The sequence below is a fragment of the Motilibacter aurantiacus genome (assembly GCF_011250645.1).
In the GTDB taxonomy this organism is placed as follows: domain Bacteria; phylum Actinomycetota; class Actinomycetes; order Motilibacterales; family Motilibacteraceae; genus Motilibacter_A; species Motilibacter_A aurantiacus.
This window is the reverse complement of record NZ_JAANNO010000006.1, coordinates 76274-94224: the sequence shown is the minus strand read 5'-3', so window position 1 is coordinate 94224 and position 17951 is coordinate 76274. Positions and strand designations below refer to the sequence as shown.

The 17951-nt window shown below is 74.0% G+C and carries 14 protein-coding genes; 9 read left to right on the top strand and 5 right to left on the bottom strand.

Translation table 11 applies throughout. The annotated features are described in order from the left end of the window. Positions 1–184: 184 nt before the first annotated feature. The 3 genes from G9H72_RS12315 (at position 185) to G9H72_RS12305 (ending at position 3657) form a co-directional block, all read left to right on the top strand. On the top strand, positions 185–1405 hold the full coding sequence (locus G9H72_RS12315) for a type IV pilus twitching motility protein PilT (RefSeq protein WP_331272239.1): 1221 nt from the start codon (positions 185–187) through the stop codon (positions 1403–1405). 13 nt (positions 1406–1418) lie between these two features. Next, the gene (locus G9H72_RS12310) at positions 1419–2642 is read left to right on the top strand and encodes a type II secretion system F family protein (RefSeq protein WP_166171412.1); all 1224 of its coding nucleotides are present in this window, start codon (positions 1419–1421) and stop codon (positions 2640–2642) included. Between the two features lie 301 nt (positions 2643–2943). After that, positions 2944–3657 (top strand): alpha/beta hydrolase, encoded by a 714-nt coding sequence (locus G9H72_RS12305; RefSeq protein ID WP_231126899.1) that lies wholly within the window; start codon positions 2944–2946, stop codon positions 3655–3657. Positions 3658–3735: 78 nt separating this feature from the next. Here G9H72_RS12305 and ngg read toward each other — a convergent pair whose 3' ends face one another. Further along, positions 3736–5532 (bottom strand): N-acetylglutaminylglutamine synthetase, encoded by a 1797-nt coding sequence (gene ngg, locus G9H72_RS12300; protein WP_166171410.1) that lies wholly within the window; start codon positions 5530–5532, stop codon positions 3736–3738. A 677-nt stretch (positions 5533–6209) separates the two neighbouring features. Here ngg and argG point away from each other — a divergent pair. Next, entirely contained in the window at positions 6210–7646 is a 1437-nt protein-coding gene (gene argG / locus G9H72_RS12295) for an argininosuccinate synthase (RefSeq protein ID WP_166171408.1), read from the top strand. Positions 7647–7652: 6 nt separating this feature from the next. Here argG and G9H72_RS12290 read toward each other — a convergent pair whose 3' ends face one another. Next, positions 7653–9056, bottom strand: a complete 1404-nt coding sequence (locus G9H72_RS12290) for an aminotransferase-like domain-containing protein (RefSeq protein ID WP_166171406.1) — start codon at positions 9054–9056, stop codon at positions 7653–7655. On the opposite strand from G9H72_RS12290, the gene G9H72_RS12285 reads away from it, so the two are divergent. Then, complete coding sequence (locus G9H72_RS12285; protein ID WP_166171404.1) at positions 9055–9981, top strand: DMT family transporter; 927 nt, start codon at positions 9055–9057, stop codon at positions 9979–9981. The two genes, G9H72_RS12290 and G9H72_RS12285, sit on opposite strands and share 2 nt — an antisense overlap. After that, the gene (locus G9H72_RS12280; RefSeq protein WP_166171402.1) at positions 9981–10583 is read left to right on the top strand and encodes an FMN-binding negative transcriptional regulator; all 603 of its coding nucleotides are present in this window, start codon (positions 9981–9983) and stop codon (positions 10581–10583) included. The genes G9H72_RS12285 and G9H72_RS12280 overlap by 1 nt, the downstream gene beginning before the upstream one ends. Before the next feature lie 15 nt (positions 10584–10598). On the opposite strand, the gene G9H72_RS12275 is transcribed toward G9H72_RS12280, so the two are convergent. Continuing rightward, on the bottom strand, positions 10599–10874 hold the full coding sequence (locus tag G9H72_RS12275) for a DUF3253 domain-containing protein (protein ID WP_166171400.1): 276 nt from the start codon (positions 10872–10874) through the stop codon (positions 10599–10601). A gap of 113 nt (positions 10875–10987) precedes the next feature. Between G9H72_RS12275 and G9H72_RS12270 the strand changes: the two genes are divergently transcribed. Continuing rightward, entirely contained in the window at positions 10988–12211 is a 1224-nt protein-coding gene (locus G9H72_RS12270; RefSeq protein ID WP_331272237.1) for a PQQ-dependent sugar dehydrogenase, read from the top strand. Here the strand turns inward: G9H72_RS12270 and G9H72_RS12265 are convergent. Further along, on the bottom strand, positions 12187–13404 hold the full coding sequence (locus G9H72_RS12265; protein ID WP_166171398.1) for an MFS transporter: 1218 nt from the start codon (positions 13402–13404) through the stop codon (positions 12187–12189). The two genes, G9H72_RS12270 and G9H72_RS12265, sit on opposite strands and share 25 nt — an antisense overlap. 41 nt (positions 13405–13445) lie before the next feature. On the opposite strand from G9H72_RS12265, the gene G9H72_RS12260 reads away from it, so the two are divergent. After that, on the top strand, positions 13446–14570 hold the full coding sequence (locus tag G9H72_RS12260; protein WP_331272236.1) for an ROK family transcriptional regulator: 1125 nt from the start codon (positions 13446–13448) through the stop codon (positions 14568–14570). Positions 14571–14750: 180 nt separating this feature from the next. Here G9H72_RS12260 and G9H72_RS12255 read toward each other — a convergent pair whose 3' ends face one another. Then, a complete protein-coding gene (locus tag G9H72_RS12255) occupies positions 14751–15524 on the bottom strand; it encodes an N-acetylmuramoyl-L-alanine amidase (RefSeq protein WP_331272235.1) in 774 nt (257 codons plus the stop codon). A gap of 120 nt (positions 15525–15644) precedes the next feature. Here G9H72_RS12255 and G9H72_RS12250 point away from each other — a divergent pair, with 120 nt between their 5' ends. Continuing rightward, positions 15645–17768 (top strand): methyl-accepting chemotaxis protein, encoded by a 2124-nt coding sequence (locus tag G9H72_RS12250; protein ID WP_166171392.1) that lies wholly within the window; start codon positions 15645–15647, stop codon positions 17766–17768. The last annotated feature ends 183 nt before the right edge of the window (positions 17769–17951 follow it).

Below are 17951 nucleotides of genomic sequence, written 5' to 3'. Positions count from 1 at the left end.
TGCCGCGTTCCTGCCGCGTTCCTGCCGCGTTCCTGCCGCGTCCCTGCCGCGTTCCTGCCGCGTTCCTGCCGCGTTCCTGCCGCCTTCCTGCCGCCTTCCTGCCGCTCAACCCGGCAGCGCATCGGCCGATCAGGAGGGGAGACCTGCCGCCGGCCCGGGGGCAGCCGGCGTCAGGAGGCCTTGCGTGGACCAGCGCGCGCAGACGGGGACGTCTCCCTACGCGTTCTACGCGGTCCCGGACGAGGCAGCCGCCGAGGAGCAGGCGCCCACGCCGCTCTCCCGGCGGCACGGGGAGGTGCCCGCAGTCGCCGGACGGCACGCCGCGCCGTCCGGGGCCGAGACGCTCGACCTCGGCGCCCTGCTCGTGGCGACCCTGGACCTGGGAGCCTCCGACCTGCACCTCACGGCCGGCGCGCGCCCGGCGCTGCGCGTCGACGGCGAGCTCCGCCAGATCGAGGGCCAGCCGGTGCTCAAGCCCGCCGTGCTGCAGCAGGCGGTCTACGGCATCCTCACCCAGCGTCAGCGCGAGCGGCTCGAGGAGACGCTGGAGCTCGACCTCGCGTACAGCATGCCCGGCCGGGCCCGCTTCCGCGTCAACGTCTACCGCCAGCGCGACTCGCTGGGCGCGGTCTTCCGGACGATCCCGTTCCAGATCCGCCCGCTCGAGCAGCTGAACGTGCCGCCCGCGGTCGCCGGCTTCGCGGCCCTCGAGCGCGGCTTCGTGCTGGTCACCGGGCCGACCGGCTCGGGCAAGTCCACGACGCTGGCCGCGCTGCTCGACCTGGCGAACCGCACCCGTAGCGACCACATCATGACCGTCGAGGACCCGATCGAGTTCCTGCACAGCCATCAGCGCTGCCTGGTGAACCAGCGCGAGGTCGGCGAGGACACCAAGTCGTTCCAGGACGCGCTCAAGCACGTGCTGCGCCAGGACCCGGACATCATCCTCGTCGGCGAGCTGCGCGACCTGGAGACCATCGGCGTGGCCCTCACCGCGGCCGAGACCGGCCACCTCGTGCTCGCGACGCTGCACACCCAGGACGCCGCACAGACCATCGACCGGCTGATCGACGTCTTCCCTCCGCACCAGCAGCAGCAGGTCCGCACCCAGCTGGCCGGCGCGCTGCAGGGCGTCGTCTGCCAGACGCTGGTCAAGCGGGCGGACGGCGCCGGCCGCACCGTTGCCGCGGAGGTGCTCGTCGTCACCCCCGCGGTCCGCAACATGATCCGCGACGGCAAGACGCACCAGATCTACTCCGCGATGCAAGCCGGTGCCGCGCACGGCATGCAGTCGCTCGACCAGTCCCTCGCGCAGCTGGTGCGCCAGGGGACCGTCACGTACGACACGGCGCTCGAGAAGTGCCACAACGTCGAGGACTTCAAGCGCCTCGCAGGCCGGGCCTGAGGAGGCAGCAGCGATGGCATCCACCGCAACGTTCGAGTACAGCGTCCGCGACCGCTCGGGGCAGATGGTCAAGGGCAAGCTGACCGGCGAGTCGCAGGCCGCCGTCGTGGCGAAGCTGCGGGCGCAGGGCTACGCGCCGGTGAGCGTCAAGAAGTCCGGCTCCGGGCTGCAGAAGGAGCTGTCGATCCCCGGCCTGAGCAAGCGCGTCACGCTCAAGGACCTCGCGGTCATGTCGCGGCAGTTCGCGACGATGATCAACTCCGGGCTCTCGCTGCTGCGGGCACTCGACATCCTGTCCTCCCAGACCGAGAACCAGGAGCTCGCCCGCGTCCTCGGCCTCGTGCGGGCCGACATCGAGTCCGGCATCTCGCTCTCCTCGGCACTGGCCAAGCACCCCAACGCGTTCCCGCCCCTGTTCGTCAGCATGTGCCGGGCCGGTGAGGTCGGCGGCTTCCTGGACTCGGTGCTCCTGCAGATCGCGGAGAACTACGAGGCCGAGGTCAAGCTCCGCGGCAAGATCAAGTCGGCGATGACCTATCCGGTCGTCGTGTTCGTGATCGCCATCCTCGCCGTCGTCGGCATGCTGCTGTTCGTCGTGCCGGTCTTCGCCAACATGTTCAGCGATCTCGGCGGTGAGCTGCCCGCGCCGACCAAGGCGCTCGTCTTCCTCTCCTCGGCGCTGAAGGTGGTCGCGCCCGCCCTGGTCCTGGCCGGCATCGTCTCCTTGTTCACCTGGCCGAAGGTGAAGCACAAGCCGCAGGTGCGCAACGTCCTCGACCCCATCAAGCTCAAGCTGCCGATCTTCGGGAAGCTGTCGCAGAAGATCGCGCTGAGCCGCTTCACCCGCAACCTGGGCACGATGATGCGTTCCGGAGTCCCGATCCTGCAGTCGCTGGAGATCGTCGGCTCGACCGCGGGCAACGTCGTGCTGCAGCGTGCGGTCACGGACGTCTCGGAGGCCGTGCGCCGTGGAGAGTCGCTGGCGAGGCCGCTCGAGCGCCACTCCGTCTTCCCGCCGATGGTCGTGCAGATGCTCGTGGTCGGCGAGGACACCGGGGCGCTCGACACGATGCTGCACAAGATCTCCGACTTCTACGACCAGGAGGTCGAGGCGACGGCGGAGTCGCTGACCAGCCTCATCGAGCCGTTGATGATCGCGGTGCTCGGCGGCGTCATCGGGTCGATGATCATCGCGCTCTACATGCCGATCTTCGGGGTCTTCGACCTGATCAAATGAGCCGGCCGGTGGGCCTCCCCGGAACGCACGAAGGCCTCGACGGCAGCGGGGCGGCGCTGCCGGAGGCCTTCGTGGTCCGAGGCGGGGCCGATGGCGGGAGTCGCCTCGCGGCGAGTGGCCGAACGCGAGCGCCGGCGGAGCTGACGACGCGACGGCGGTCCTTCATGAGACCCGGGGACATCGCCCCCATCTACCCTGCCTGAGCTGCAACCGGGCACGTGGTCGGCGCATTCCCCGGGTAGCGGACGGACCGGAGGGAAGAACCCGGCGCAGCGGCGGCTCGGCATCGGGGAGGCACCACGTGAGCGCTCTGGAGCCGGGCGACGCCCACCAGCGCCCGGTGGACAACTCGCGGCACGGGCGGCTGGCGTTCCGGGCGCGCCCACCGGTCGCTCAACCGGCGCGGAGTGGGCTCCTCCGTCTGGGCGACGGGGGCTCGGGGGAGCTCGCGCTGGGGTGGGTGCCGGCTGCCGCCGCCGAGCGGCCGGTCCGGCTCGTGCTCCTCCTGCACGGCGCGGGAGGCTCGGCCCGGCACGGGCTCGACCTGCTGCTGCCGGTCGCGGAGGAGCGCGGGCTCCTGCTGCTCGCTCCGAAGTCCCGCCACGCGACCTGGGACGTCATCATCGGCGGCTACGGCCCCGACGTGCAACGCGTCGACCGCCTGCTCGACCAGGTCACGGACGGGTACGCGGTCACCGGCCTCACGGTCGCCGGGTTCTCCGACGGCGCGTCCTACGCCCTGTCGCTCGGGATCGGCAACGGCGACGTCTTCGACTCCGTCGTCGCCTTCTCCCCGGGCTTCGCCGCTCCTCTGGTGCGGCACGGACGGCCTCGCGTCTTCGTCTCCCACGGCACGCGCGACGAGGTGCTGCCCGTCGACGTGTGCAGCCGCCGACTGGTGCCCCGGCTGCAGGGCGACGGGTACGCGGTGACGTACCACGAGTTCGACGGCGGCCACGTGGTGCCAGGCCCGGTCGTCGATCAGGCCGCCGACTGGATGGACGAGCCGGCATAGCTGCGGCCGGGTAGGCCTAACAGGCCGGTAGGCCCGGTAGGCCCGGCACGCCGGCAGCCCCGGGCGACGGCGGAGGGCTCACCGGGGCGCGTGGTCGTGCGAGCGCAGGTCGGCCGACCGGCCCCGGACCGGGATGGCCGAGGTCGACGGGAAGAGCAGGTCGACGAACCGCTCGGCGGTCGGCTGCGGCTCGTGGTTCGCCAGCCCGGGGCGCTCGTTGGCCTCGATGATGACGTAGTCCGGGCCATCGACCCGGGGCACGAGCAGGTCCAGGCCGGTGACCGGGACGTCGAGAGCGCGCGACGCGGCTTCGGCGACGTCGCGCAGGTGCGGGTGCAGCCGCGCGGTGCAGTCGTGGATGGTCCCGCCCGTGTGCAGGTTCGCGGTCCGCCGCACGGCCAGCTCGACCCCCTCGGCGAGCACGGAGTCCATGTCGTAGCCGGCCTCGCGCACGGTGTCGACGGTCCCGCCGTCCAACGGGATGCGGGACTCGCCCCCGGTCGCCGCCGCCCGGCGCCGGCTCTGGGCCTCGATGAGCTCGCGGACGGTGTGGCGCCCCGTGCCGAACACGCGCGCGGGCACGCGTACCGCCGCTGCGACCACCCGGTGCCCGATGACCACGATGCGCAGGTCCTGGCCCTCGACGAGCTCCTCGAGCAGGACCTCCGGGCAGAAGGACCGGGCGAGCTCGACCGCCTCCCGCAGCTCCGCCGGCGTCGAGGCCCCGACGGTGATCCCACGCCCCTGCTCACCGCGGACGGGCTTGACGACCAGCCGGCCGACGTCCCTCAGGAACGCCTCGTCCTGCTCGTCGCCGCGCGCCAGGGCACCGCGCGGCACACGCAGCCCCTCGCGGGCGAGGATGCGCCGGGTGACCTGCTTGTCGTCGCACCGGCTCAACGCGACCGCCGACGTCAGCTCCGACAGTGACTCCCGGGTGACGACCCTGCGCCCGCCGTGCGACAGGCGCAGCTCGCCCCACTCCGGGTCCAGCACCTCCACGACGATGCCCCGACGCCGTGCCTCGTCGGCGATGATCCGGGCGTACGGGTTGAGCCGCTCGTACCCGTCGTCCGGGGGAGCAGCGAAGAGCCGTTCGTTGATCGGGTTCTTGCGCTTGATGCAGTAGACCGGCACGCGCTCGAAGCCGAGCTTCTCGTAGAGCCGGATGGCCCGGACGTTGTCGTGCAGCACCGAGAGGTCGATGTACGCCCGGCCGCGTGCCCGATAGCGCTCGGCGAGGGCGCGGACCAGAGCCTCGCCGACGTTCGGCAGGCTGGCCTGCCGGTCCACCGCGAGGCACCAGAGGCTGGCCCCGCGCTCGGGGTCGCCGAAGGCTCGCACGTGGTCGACCCCTGTGACCGTCCCGACGATCTCGCCGGTCCGGTCGTCGGTCGCGACCAGGTAGGTGAAGGTGCGGCCGTGCTGGTTCTGCCAGACCTGCTCGATGTCGGCGGTCATCATGCCGCAGGAGGCGTAGATGCGGTTGATCTCCTGCACGTCGGCCAGGCTCGTGACGGCGCGCACGCTGAGCGGGGCCTCACCGAGCGGCGCTTGCATGTAGCGGTGCAGCCACAGCCGATAGGTGAACGACGGATCCACGAACACCTCGTCGGGTGCGCGGTGGACAAGCACGTGCGGGTCCCTGGCGTACACGCAGATGTCGCGGTGGCCCGGCTCCTCCACGCGCAGCAGCTGCAGGACCTGGGACTGGTCGGCGAAGGTGTGGCCGAAGATGAGGCGCCCCCAGCCGCAGTCCAGGGCCACGTCCGGGGTCATCCGCTCGTCGGTACCGCCTGGCGGCTCCCGCCAGCTGTCGGTGGAGAGGGTGCCGTGCTCGAGCCACCGCCCCGCGTGCCTGGCGTCCCTGCCCATGTCAGCCTCCCTGGTCGACGTCGTGGGCCTGCAGCCACATTCCCCGAAGCCCGGGCCTGTCACCGCGCAGCGGGACGGGCCCCGCGCCGCGGATGCGTGCAGCTCCTTGCGGCGGGCGCGGCGTCGTCGTCGGCCGGCTGCGGGCGGGAGGGGCCGTCTGGGCGCTGCCGTCCACGTCGGGCCTCCCGCGGAGGGGCCGACGTGCTCGCGGGGGGCAACAGGGCGCCTCGTGCTGGCTCATGTGCCTCGGCTCTTGCTCGCGGAACAGTGGTCAGGTACGCCCCTGTCTGGACGCGAACGGCCCGGTGCCACCGGCCGAAGTGCAGCTTTACATACCGTAGGAGGGCGGGTGCAAACAGTCCTCGTGGGCTCGCGGTCGACCGGTGCGTCGGTGCCACGCCGGCCGGGTCGGCTCCTGCCGGCCGACGATCTCGTGCCCGACGCGCTCGAGCCCGGCCCCGCACACGTCCATCGCTGCGATCTGGTCGTGTCTCGGCCGGGCGAGGATGCCCGTGTAGTGCGCACGCCGGCCACCTCGTCGAGCGCGGAGCGGCGCGGCGTGCGTGCGAGGGCTGCACGCCCCCCCCGGACGCGTCCAGGGGGCCTGGCCGCCGTCCGCAGGGACGCCCCAGCGACCCGCCTGCATAGCCATACAGGGGAGTGCATACAATGGCGTCATGTCCAAGGTGCTCGCCTCGCTCCCCGTCGGCTCCCGTGTCGGGATCGCCTTCTCCGGTGGCCTCGACACGTCCGTCGCCGTGGCCTGGATGCGCGAGAAGGGCGCGGTGCCGTGCACCTACACGGCCGACCTCGGGCAGTACGACGAGCCGGAGATCGAGACGGTCCCCGGCCGGGCGGCCGCGTACGGCGCGGAGGTCGCCCGGCTGGTCGACTGCCGCTCCGCGCTGGTGGAGGAGGGGCTCGCCGCGCTGGCCTGTGGTGCCTTCCACATCAAGTCCGGTGGCCGCGCCTACTTCAACACCACGCCCCTCGGCCGCGCCGTCACCGGCACGCTGCTGGTGCGCGCGATGCTCGAGGACGACGTGCAGATCTGGGGCGACGGCTCCACCTTCAAGGGCAACGACATCGAGCGGTTCTACCGGTACGGGCTGCTCGCGAACCCCTCGCTGCGCATCTACAAGCCCTGGCTCGACGCCGACTTCGTCGGTGAGCTCGGCGGCCGGACCGAGATGTCGCAGTGGCTGGCTGCGCGCGGCCTGCCCTACCGCGACAGCGTCGAGAAGGCGTACTCGACCGACGCGAACATCTGGGGCGCCACGCACGAGGCCAAGTCCCTCGAGCACCTCGACACCGGCATCGAGATCGTCGAGCCGATCATGGGCGTGCGGTTCTGGGACCCCGCGGTCGAGATCGCCCCGGAGGACGTGACGGTCACGTTCGAGCAGGGCCGTCCGGTCGCCGTCAACGGCCGTCGCTTCGACGACCCGGTCGCCCTGGTGCTCGAGGCGAACGCGATCGGCGGCCGGCACGGGCTCGGCATGTCCGACCAGATCGAGAACCGGATCATCGAGGCCAAGAGCCGGGGGATCTACGAGGCGCCCGGCATGGCGCTGCTGCACGCGGCGTACGAGCGCCTGGTGAACGCCATCCACAACGAGGACACCATCGCGATCTACCACGCGGAGGGCCGCCGGCTCGGGCGCCTGCTCTACGAGGGCCGCTGGCTCGACCCGCAGTCGCTGATGCTGCGCGAGTCCCTGCAGCGCTGGGTGGCCGCCGCGGTGACGGGCTCGGTCACGCTGCGGCTGCGCCGCGGCGAGGACTACTCCCTGCTGGACACCACCGGCCCGGCGCTGAGCTACCACCCGGACAAGCTGTCGATGGAGCGGACGGAGGAGGCTGCGTTCGGGCCGGTCGACCGCATCGGCCAGCTGACGATGCGCAACCTCGATATCGCCGACTCCCGGTCCAAGCTCGAGCAGTACGCCCGGCTCGGGCTGGTGGGCGGCGGCCCGACGCTGGCCGGCGGGGCATCCACCGACCTCATCGGCGCCCTGCGCGAGGGCGGCGCCACCGCCATCGCGGCGGGCACGCGCGACACCGGCGGCACCGAGCTGCTGGACGCCGCGGCGATCGAGTCCGGCACCGACTGAGAGCGGCTAGACCACGGCCTTCAGCGCCGCGCCGAGCAGGGCCGCGGCCTCGGGGAACCGGCTGGGGTCCTCGCCGGCGAAGTTGAGCCGGACGTACGGGCCGGACGGCTCGGCGGGGAACCACTCGGTGCCGGGGGCGACGAGGACGCCGCGTGCCTCGCCCTCGCGGACGAGCTGCTCGACGTCCGTGCCGTCCGGCAGCCGGGCCCAGAGGTTCAGGCCCCCTGCCGGCACGTGCTCGACGTGCAGCTGCGGGGCGTGCTCGCGCACGCTCGCGACGAGCAGGTCCCGGCGGTCGCGCAGCTGGCGCCGCATGGCGCGCAGGTGGCCGGCCCACCCGGGCTGGGTCACGACGTCCAGGGCGGCCGCCTGGAGCACGCCGCTGACGTACATCGTCTCGGCGGCGCGGTCGGCGAGGACCCGCTCGCGGGCCGGGCCGCGGGCGACGACCGCGGCCACGCGCAGGGCCGGCGACACGCTCTTCGTCAGCGACCGGAGGTAGACGACGTGGCCGTCGGCGTCCTGGCCCACGAGCGGCCGGGGCTCGGCGTCGATCGCCAGGTCGTGCGCCCAGTCGTCCTCGACGAGGAACGCGCCCCGGGCGCGCACGACGTCGAGCACCGCCCGGGCGGTGCCAGCGGGCCACTGCGTGCCGGCGGGGTTGGCGAAGGTCGGCTGCGCGTAGAAGGCCCGGGCGCCGGTCAGGGCGAAGGCACGGTCCACCTCGTCCGGGTCGGGCCCGTGCGCCCCGCTCGGGACCGGCACGAGCGTGACCCCGACCTGCTCGGCGGCCAGGATCGCGCCCCAGTACGTGGGGGACTCCACGAGCAGCGGCCGGCCCGGGCCGACCAGCGCCCGGAAGACCGAGCTGAGACCGCTCTGGCTGCCCGCCGCGACGAGCACGTCGCGCGGGGCGGGCGCGCCCCCGGGGGGTGCGCCGACCGCGGTCTGCGCCGCGAACCACGCCTGCAGCTCGGGCAGGCCGGCGACGGGGGACCGGGTCAGCGCCGTCTCGGCCCGGGCCGCCCGGGACAGCGCCGCGCGCACCAGGCGCTCGGGCAGCAGCTCACGGGCCGGGTAGCCCGAGTGCAGCCCGATCGCGTCGGGCAGCGACGCCCGCTGCGTGGAGGAGAGCGCAGCGCGTCCGGTCCGCGGGCCCAGTGCCGAGGTCTGCCAGCCGTAGTCCGCCGGCCGCGACGGCCCCGACGCGCTGACGAAGGTGCCGACCCCGGGCCGGGTCTCGACGAGGCCGAGGCCGACGAGCTGCCGGATCGCGCGCTGGACGGTCACCGGGCTGGCCCCGTGCTCGGCCACGAGGGCGCGGCTCGAGGGCAGGCGCGTCCCGGCGGGGGCGTCGGCCACCCATAAACGGAGTGCGGCGACGATCCGCGCCGCGCTATCGTCAGCCATGTCAGTACAGAGTAGCGCTATCGGCCCTAGCCCGGTCGTGATATCGCAGCGACCCGGGCTCGCCTGGGGCCTCGTCGGGGTCACGGCCTTCTCGTTCACGGTCCCGTTCACCCGGTACGCGACCGGCGACGGGCTCTCGCCGCTGTTCGTCGGAGCGGGCCGGGCCGTCGTGGCCGCCGCGCTGGCCGCCGTCGTCCTGGCCGTGACACGGCAGCGCCTGCCGGCGGCCCGGCAGTGGCTGCGGCTCGCCGTGGTCGCCGGCGGGGTGGTGGCCGGCTTCCCGCTGCTGACGGCGTACGCGCTCGAGGAGGCGCCGGCCGCGCACGGCGCGGTCGTCATCGGCCTGCTGCCGGCCGCGACGGCGGTGATGGGCGTGCTGCGCGGCCGTGAGCGGGTGCCGGGCGCCTTCTGGGCCTTCGCGGCGCTGGGGGCCGCCGCAGTGGGTGCGTTCGCTGCCGTGCAGAACGGCGGCCTCGGGGTGCTGCACCGGGCGGACCTGCTGCTGTTCGCCGCCGTGCTCGCCGCCGCCGTCGGCTACGCGGAGGGCGGGCTGCTCGCCCGAGAGCTGGGCGCCTGGCAGACGGTGTCGTGGGCGCTGCTGCTCGCCGCGCCGCTCATGACCGTGCTCACCGGGGCCTCCGTCGCCCAGGCGGCGCCGTCCGGGACCGCGCTGCAGTGGCTCGCCTTCGCGTACCTCTCCGCCGTGAGCATGTACCTCGGCTTCTTCGCGTGGTACCGAGGGCTCGCGATCGGGCCCATCACCCAGGTCAGCCAGGTCCAGCTGGTGCAGCCGGTCCTGAGCATCCTCTGGGCGGCGCTGCTCCTGCACGAGCAGCTGAGCGCCGCCACCGCGGCCGGCGGCCTGGCCGTCGTCGCGTGCGCCCGCAGCGCCGTCCGCACCCGGCAGAACAGGAGATCGAGCTGATGCGCCACACCCCGAGGTTCCTGCTCACCGACCCCGAGGAGGTGAAGCGACTCGTCCGTGAGAACCCGTGGGCGACCTTCGTCAGCTCCACGGCGGGCGGGCTCGTCGCCTCGCACTACCCGGCGCTGCTGGACGAGACGGCCGACGGGATCACGCTCCTCAGCCACTTCGGCCGCCCGGACGAGGTCGCGCACGAGCTCGGGCGGCACCAGATGCTCGTCATCGTCCAGGGGCCGCACGACTACATCTCCCCGAGCTGGTACGCCCCCGGCGAGCTCGTCCCGACGTGGAACCACGTCACCGCCCACCTCTACGGGACGCCGGAGACCCTCGACGAGGAGGAGAACTACGCCGTCCTCTGCAACCTCACCGAGCACTTCGAGCACCACCACGCCGGCGGCCGCTCGCTGGCCGAGGACGAGGCGGGGACGCGCCGGGCGGCCAGGGGCACGGTCGGGCTGCGCCTGCGCGTCGACCGGTTCGACGCGCGGGCCAAGCTCAGCCAGAACAAGCCCGCCGACGTGCGGGCGGAGATCATCGCGCGGCTGGACGAGCGCAACCCGGCGCTCGCCGCGGAGATGCGCCGGGTGGCGGCGACCTGAGCCCCGGCGGCGGCGTCAGCCGGGGCGTACCCGCCGGATGCGGACCGGCCCGCGCGCCGTGCCCGGGTCGACGACGGCGCCGCGCTGGGTGACGACGACTTGCCCGGCCGCGGCGAGCCGGCGCGCGGCGGACCGGACGGGCTCCATGAGGTCGCGCCAGTCCTCGGTGCCGCCGATTGCCCGGGCGGCCTCCGACGGGCAGATCGTCGAGCCGTCGGCCCGAGCCTCCAGCAGCGCGAGGATCGCCTCCTCGAGCGCTCGGTCGGTCGGGGGTCCGGGCGTGCGGGGCACGCCCCCATGCTCCCGGACTCCCGCCGGTGCGGCACCTCGGCGTGTGACTGGGCCGGGGCGCGGGTACGCGGCGGGTGAGCCGACTGCCCGGCGTCGGCGGAGACGGAGCTGACGTGCACGTACGCCGCGAGAAGCGGTCCTGGATGCGACGCGGGGTCGGCGCGGGAGCGGTCCTCGCCCTGCTGCCCGCCCTGGCCGGCCTCGCGCCCGCCGGCGCCGCCGAGCCGCCCCCGCCCCCGCCGGACGGCACGATCTTTGAGCCCGAGCGCCTTCCCTACGGGCCGGAGGTGCCCGGCAAGCTGACGGTCCCCGCCGGCTTCACGGTCACCGAGTACGCCGCCGGCCTCGGCAACCCGCGCATCCTGGCCGTCGGCCCGGACGGCACGGTCTATGCGACCCGGCGGCAGACCGGCGACGTGATCGCCCTGCTCGACACGGACCGCGACGGCGACGCGGACCGGACCGTCCGCGTGGCGCACGGGCTGAAGCGGGTCAACGGGATCACCGTGCACGAGAACGTGCTCTACCTCGCCACCGACAAGAAGATCCTGACCGCCCCGCTCCGTGGCGCCGGCACGATCGGCCGGCTGCGCACGATCGTGGACGACCTTCCCGACGCCGGCCAGCACCCGAACCGCACGCTCGCCGTCGGGCCGGACGGCTACCTCTACGTCACGGTCGGCAGCACCTGCAACGCCTGTGACGACACCAACCCCGAGAACGCGACGATTCTGCGCATGCCGCTCGACGGCAAGGGCCGCATCATCTACGCGAAGGGCCTGCGCAACACCATCGGGTTCGGCTGGGTGCCCGGCACCCGGGCCCTCTACGGCATGGACCACGGCTCGGACTGGCGGGGGGACGACCAGCCGCCGGAGGAGCTCAACCGCATCGAGCGGGGGGCGAACTACGGCTGGCCGTGGTGCTTCGCGGACAAGCAGGTCGACCCCTACATCCCGAACCAGCCGACCCCTTTCACCAAGTCGCGATTCTGCGCCGCCACCAAGGCGCCTGCGCTGACCTACCAGGCACACAGTGCACCACTTCAGATGCTCTTCTCGACGAGTGCGTCCTTCCCGCGTGACTACCGGGGAGACGCGTTCGTCGCCATGCGCGGGTCCTGGAACCGCAGCCAGCCGGCCGGCTACAAGGTGGTGCGCGTCCGGTTCGACGGCACCACGCCGGTCGCGGTCGAGGACTTTCTCACCGGCTTCCTGACGGCCGACGGCACCGGGGTCTACGGCCGCCCGGTCGGCCTCGCCCAGCTGCCCGACGGGTCGCTGCTCGTGGGCGACGACACCATGGGGACGGTCTACCGGGTGGCCGCGACCCGCTGACCGGTACGCCGCCGTGCGGCCGGCGCGACCAGTAGCGCCAGCCCCACGGCGGCGAGCCCGGCCCCGGCGTACGCGACGGCGGGCGGGGCCGCGGCCTCGAGCACCCGCCCGCCGAGCAGGCCGCCGCTGGCGATGCCGACGTTCCAGCTGCTGTTGACGACGCTGGGCGCGAGGTCGGGGCTGCCCGGCGTGGCGTGCAGCGCCGCGGTCTGCAGCAGGGTGGGGAGAGCGCCGAAGGCCACACCCCAGGCGAACACGGCCGCGGTGGCCGCCCAGGGCGAGGACGCCGGCCCGCCGAGCGCGACGAGGGCGGCCACCGTGAGCGCGAAGGCCCCCGTCAGCCCGGGGCGCAGCCGCCGGTCGGCCAGGGCGGCGGCGGCCGAGAGCCCGAGCAGGCTGCCGACGCCGTACGCGAGCAGGGCCGCCCCGAGCGCTGCCTCCGGCACCCCGGCGTTCCGCAGCAGCGGGCTGATGTACGTGTAGGCCGTGTAGTGGCCGAGGGTGAAGACCATGATGGTCACGGCCACCACGAGCAGCGCGGGCCGGCGCAGGGCGGCCCCGATCGACAGGGCGGGGCCGGCCGCGGACGGTGCCGGGGCGGCGGGCAGCATGCGGGCCGCGCCCAGGGCGAGCACCAGCAGCCCCGCGCCGGCCAGGGTGAACGCCCAGCGCCAGCCCACCGCCGTGCCGAGGAACGTGCCGAGCGGCACGCCGAAGCTCAGGGCCAGCGCGTTCCCGGCGTTGACGTAGGCGATGGCGCGCCCGGCCTGCTCCGGGCGGGCGGCGGTCACCGCCAGCGCCACCACGATCGAGAACACGCCGGCGTGGGCGAGGCCGCCGAGCACCCGGGCGACCAGGGTCGCCCAGAAGCCGGCCGCCGAGGCCACGAGCAGGTTGCTGACCGCGTACGTCAGCAGCACCGCGACGAGCGCGGTCCGGCGCGGCCAGCGGACCAGGAGCGCCGTCAGCGGGATGGAGCCGACGACGACCACCACCGCGTAGACCGAGACGAGCAGCCCGACGCGCGACTCCGGCACCCCGAGGTCCGCCCCCATCTCCGACAGCAGGCCCACCGGGAGGATCTCGGTGGTCAGCGCTGCGAAGATCGTGGCCCCGAGCAGGGTCAGCATCCCCACCGGCAGGCGGGGGAGCGGGACGGCAGGAGGAGCTGTCGGGGCGGCGGGGGAGAGCACCCTCCCATTAAACTCCCTCCACGAGCTTTATGGAGGCGGTCGTGAGCCGGATCGAGGGACGGGCGCTGGCACTGCTGCAGGCCGTGCACGCGGACCCGGGGCTGACCCGGGCGGAGGCGGCGCGGCGGCTCGGGCTCGGGACCGGGGCGGCGACCGAGCTGGTGGGGCGGCTCGTGACCGCGCAACTGCTCACCGAGCGGCCGGCGCCGCCGAGCGGCTCGCGCGGCCGGCCCACGCGCCACCTGGTGGCGCACCCCGCCGGGCCGGTGGTCCTGGCCCTCTCCATCACCCACGAGTCCTGGCGGCTGGACGCGGTCGAGCTGGGCGGCACCGCGCTGGCCACCGTCGCCGAGCCGCACACCGGTCGGGTCGAGGCGGTGCTGCCCGCCGTCGCGCAGGCGGTCGGGGAGCTGCGCGCCCGCTTCGAGGGGCGGGTGCGCGGGCTGGGTGTCTCCGCGCCGGGCACGGTTCTGGAGGGCAGGTACCTCGACGCGGCGAACCTCGACTGGCACGCGGTCGACCTGCACGCCGTGTGGCCGGGCGCCGAGGTGATCGTCGCGGACAACGACACCACGCTGGCGGCCCTCGCGGAAGGCCGCCGCGGGGCTGCGGTGGACGCCGCGCTCGCGATCCACGTCCGCATCGAGGCGGGGCTCGGCGGCGCGGTGCTCGACGGTGGGCGACTGGTGCGCGGCGCGCGCGGCGTCGCGGGCGAGTTCGGCCACATGCCGTTCGGCGACCCCGAGCTCACCTGTCCCTGCGGCGCCCGCGGCTGCTGGGGGATCGCCGTGGACGGGACCGCCCTGGCCCGGCTGCTCGGCGCTGCCCCACCGGCCAACCCCATCAGCTACGGGCAGCGGGTGCTCCGAAGGGCGCGCAGCGGCGACGCCGCCTCCCGCGCCGCCGCCGAGCAGATCGCCGGCACGTTCGGCCGCGGCGTCGCCGGCCTCGTCAACGCGCTCGACCCCGACCTGGTCATCCTCGACGGGCTGGCGACGGACCTGCTCGAGGCCGCGCCCGGAGCGTTGGAGGCGGCGTACCTCGCGGGGCTGATGGCCTTCCGCCGGGACCTCCCGCCCCGGCTAGTCCCCGCCGAGCTGCGCGAGGCCGGCCCTCTGGTGGGCGCGGCCGAGCAGGTGTGGACCGCACTGTGGCCGTTGCTCTGACGGGGCGATGCGAGGGGCCGCGCGGGACACGACGCTCTCGTGCGCTCAACCTGCTCCTCGTGCTCGGTGCGGCCTTCTCCGGCGAGGCCGTCTACAAGGTGTGGGCCCAGGAGCTCGCGCCCACTCTGCTGCCGGGGACAGCGCAGGACTTGACGATGTCGGCGTGTCACGGCTCCCGCGCTAGGAGCCGGTCGTCAGATAGGCGAGCACGCCTTCCGCGATCCCGCGTGCAGCCTTGCCGCGACCTGAAGCCGAGCTCAGGAAACTCGCATCGCTGGAGTTGCGCATGTTGCCGCACTCGACCAGCGTCGCCGCCTGCCGTGCGAGGTTGAGCCCGGCCAGGTCGGACCGGCGGGCCAGGCCCGGCTCCCGGAGCCCGCCGGCGTACGTCGCGCGCGGCAGCCCCGTCACGCCGCCGAAGGACGCGCGCAGCGCCCGGGCGAGCTCGTCGGACGCGCCGAGGACGCGCAGGTTGCCCCTGTCCGGCGCGAGGCCGGGCTCGATGACGTGGAAGCCGCGGGCGCGGGAGGACGCGCCGTCGGCGTGGATGGAGACGACGACCTCGGCGCGCCGCTCGTTGGCGATGCGGGCGCGCCGGTCCACGCACGGGCCGACGCCGCTGTCGTCCGGGCGGGTGAGGCTGACCGTGGCGCCGAGCCCACGCAGGATGGTGGCGGCCCGGCGGGCGACGTCGAAGGCGAAGGCGTGCTCCGGGTAGCCGGCGTCCGTCGCGGTCCCGGTCGTGTTGCAGGGCTTGGAGAAGCCGCCGGCGTCGACGGGCCGGCCGGTGACCTCCGGGTGCAGCGCGTTGTCGCCGTTGTGACCGGGGTCCAGCACGATGCGCCGGCCCTCCAGCGGCAGCGGCGCCGGCGGCCGTGCCTGCGCGCTCGTCGGTGCGCCCGCGGCGAGGAGGGCGACGAGCGCGGGCAGCGCGAGCGGGCGGAGGAGGCGCACACCTTCATTAGAGCGGCATCGGACCGCCATCCGCCGCCAGTGGGCCGGCATTGGGCCGGCCGGGTGACGCCCCCGTGCTAGTGCTTCAGGCAATAGCTCTAGAAGGCGAGAACCCGGACCATGAGCACCTTGCCTGTCCCCCGCACCGGACGCGGGACCCGTTTCCGTGTCACGTCACTTCTCGTCGGCGGGACCGTGCTGACCTCGGTGGTGCTCACCGGGTTCGGCGCGCTGCAGGCCGGCCGGATGGGCGCCGACGTGCGCGAGGAGGTCGCCGGCCTGACCGACCAGCAGCTCGACCGGGTCGCCGACGGCGTCTACGACGTGGTCTCGACCCAGGGCGACCTCACCGGCGTCAAGCTCGACAACGACCTCGCCGTGGCGAGCGACGTTCTTGCCCGCGCGGGCGGCTTCGGCACCGGCGGCGGGTCGGTCTCGTGGAGCGCGAAGAACCAGGTCACCCAGGAGCAGACCCGGGTCACGCTGCCGCGCGCGCTCGCCGGCGCCACCTGGCTGGGCCAGAACACCGACGCGGGCCGCGCGACCGCTGTCGTCGACGAGGTCAAGCGGCTGGTCGGCGGCACGGCCACGATCTTCCAGCGCATGCCCGACGGCGGCATGCTCCGGGTAGCCACCAACGTCCTGGGCAAGGACGGCAAGCGGGCCATCGGCACGTACATCCCCGCGCTCGGGGCCGACGGGAAGCCGAACGCCGTCGTCTCGACGGTCACCTCGGGCAAGACCTTCCGCGGCGTCGCCTTCGTCGTCGACAGCTACTACGCCGCGGTCTACCAGCCGCTCGAGGACGCGCGCGGCCGGGTGGTCGGCATGCTGTACGTCGGGGTCAAGCAGGAGAGCATCCCCACGTTGCGCGAGGCCCTCATGCAGGCCAAGGCCGGCGAGCACGGCACGGTCGCGATCGTCGGCGGGACCGGCGACCGCCGGGGCAAGGTCATGATGAGCACCTGGCCGGACGGCACCGACCCGCTGGAGGTCACGGACGCCGACGGCAAGGCCTACCTCGCCGAGGCCGTGGCCAAGGGCGCGCAGCTGACCGGCGGCCAGCTCGCGACCGTGCCCTACCGCCACGCCGACACCGGCGGCCACACCCTCCGGGTGAGCTACTACGCGCCGTGGGACTGGGTCATCCTCGTCGACTCCCAGGACAGCGACTTCTCCGCGGTGGACGAGGACGTGGCCGCGGGCACGCGCGGCCTCATCGGCTCCCTCGTCCTCGCCGCCCTGCTGGTCGCGGTCGTCGCGGCGCTGGTCGCGCTCGCCGTCGGTGCCCGCATGGCCCGACCGCTCGAGCGGCTGCACGAGCGGCTGCGGGCGGTGTCCGACGGCGACGGCGACCTCTCCGCCCGGCTCGACGAGGACGAGCCCGGCGAGGCCGGGCAGCTCGCCCGCGCCTTCAACGCCTTTGTCGCCAAGGTGGCGGTGACGGTCGAGGGCGTCGCCCACGTGGCGGCCAAGCTGCAGGCGAGCGGTGCCCAGGTGGGCCGCATCGCCGAGGACCTCGGCCGCGCCGCCAACCGCTCGGCCGAGCATGCGGCCCGGGCGGAGGGCGCGGCGCAGGACGTGCGCTCCAACGTGCACGAGCTCACCCTGGGCGCCGAGGAGATGTCCTCCTCGATCACCGAGATCTCCCGGAACGCGGCAGAGGCCGCCGCGATCGCGGGGGACGCGGTCCGCACGGTCGAGCACACCACCGAGACGGTCGGCAAGCTCGCCTCCTCCAGCGCGCAGATCGACGAGGTCGTCAAGGCGATCACGTCGATCGCGGAGCAGACCAAGCTGCTGGCGCTGAACGCCACCATCGAGGCGGCCCGCGCCGGCGAGGCCGGCAAGGGGTTCGCGGTGGTCGCCAACGAGGTCAAGGAGCTGGCCACGGAGACGGCGCGCGCGACGGACGACATCAGCCGGCGGGTGTGCGCGATCCAGGAGGAGACCGGCGAGGTGACGTCCGCCATGAACCGCATGGGGGAGGTCATCGCGTCGATCGACAGCTACCAGACCAACATCGCGGGGGCGGTCGAGGAGCAGACCGCGACCACCGCCGGGATGCAGCAGCAGATGGCCGGCACGCGGGACGCCGCGAGCGAGATCGCGACCGGCATCGCGGACGTCGCGCTGGCGGCGGCCTCGACCGACGAGCGCGCCGGCCAGGCGCAGCGGACCGCCTCCGAGCTGGCCGCGCTCACCGACGAGCTCGGACGGCTGGTGTCCAGCTTCCGGCTGTGACCGCTGTGATGATCGGCACGTCGTCGTCGTGCATGGAGCCGGCCCATCCCGTTCTCGGGGTGGGCCGGCTCCTCCGTCCTGACGGGGACACACTGTGGGAGACACGTTGTGTGACAACTGCGCGCACAACGACGTGACCGTCGGGCCATGACGCAAGATTCGCCCGGTTCTTTCCAGTTTTCG

Bases quoted from the DNA above. Each gene is read 5' to 3' on its own strand.
- G9H72_RS12310 (WP_166171412.1), top strand. From the start codon at position 1,419: ATGGCATCCACCGCAACGTTCGAGTACAGCGTCCGCGACCGCTCGGGG.
- ngg (WP_166171410.1), bottom strand. From the start codon at position 5,532: ATGGGCAGGGACGCCAGGCACGCGGGGCGGTGGCTCGAGCACGGCACC.
- argG (WP_166171408.1), top strand. From the start codon at position 6,210: ATGTCCAAGGTGCTCGCCTCGCTCCCCGTCGGCTCCCGTGTCGGGATC.
- G9H72_RS12285 (WP_166171404.1), top strand. From the start codon at position 9,055: ATGTCAGTACAGAGTAGCGCTATCGGCCCTAGCCCGGTCGTGATATCG.
- G9H72_RS12290 (WP_166171406.1), bottom strand. From the start codon at position 9,056: ATGGCTGACGATAGCGCGGCGCGGATCGTCGCCGCACTCCGTTTATGG.
- G9H72_RS12280 (WP_166171402.1), top strand. From the start codon at position 9,981: ATGCGCCACACCCCGAGGTTCCTGCTCACCGACCCCGAGGAGGTGAAG.
- G9H72_RS12250 (WP_166171392.1), top strand. From the start codon at position 15,645: ATGAGCACCTTGCCTGTCCCCCGCACCGGACGCGGGACCCGTTTCCGT.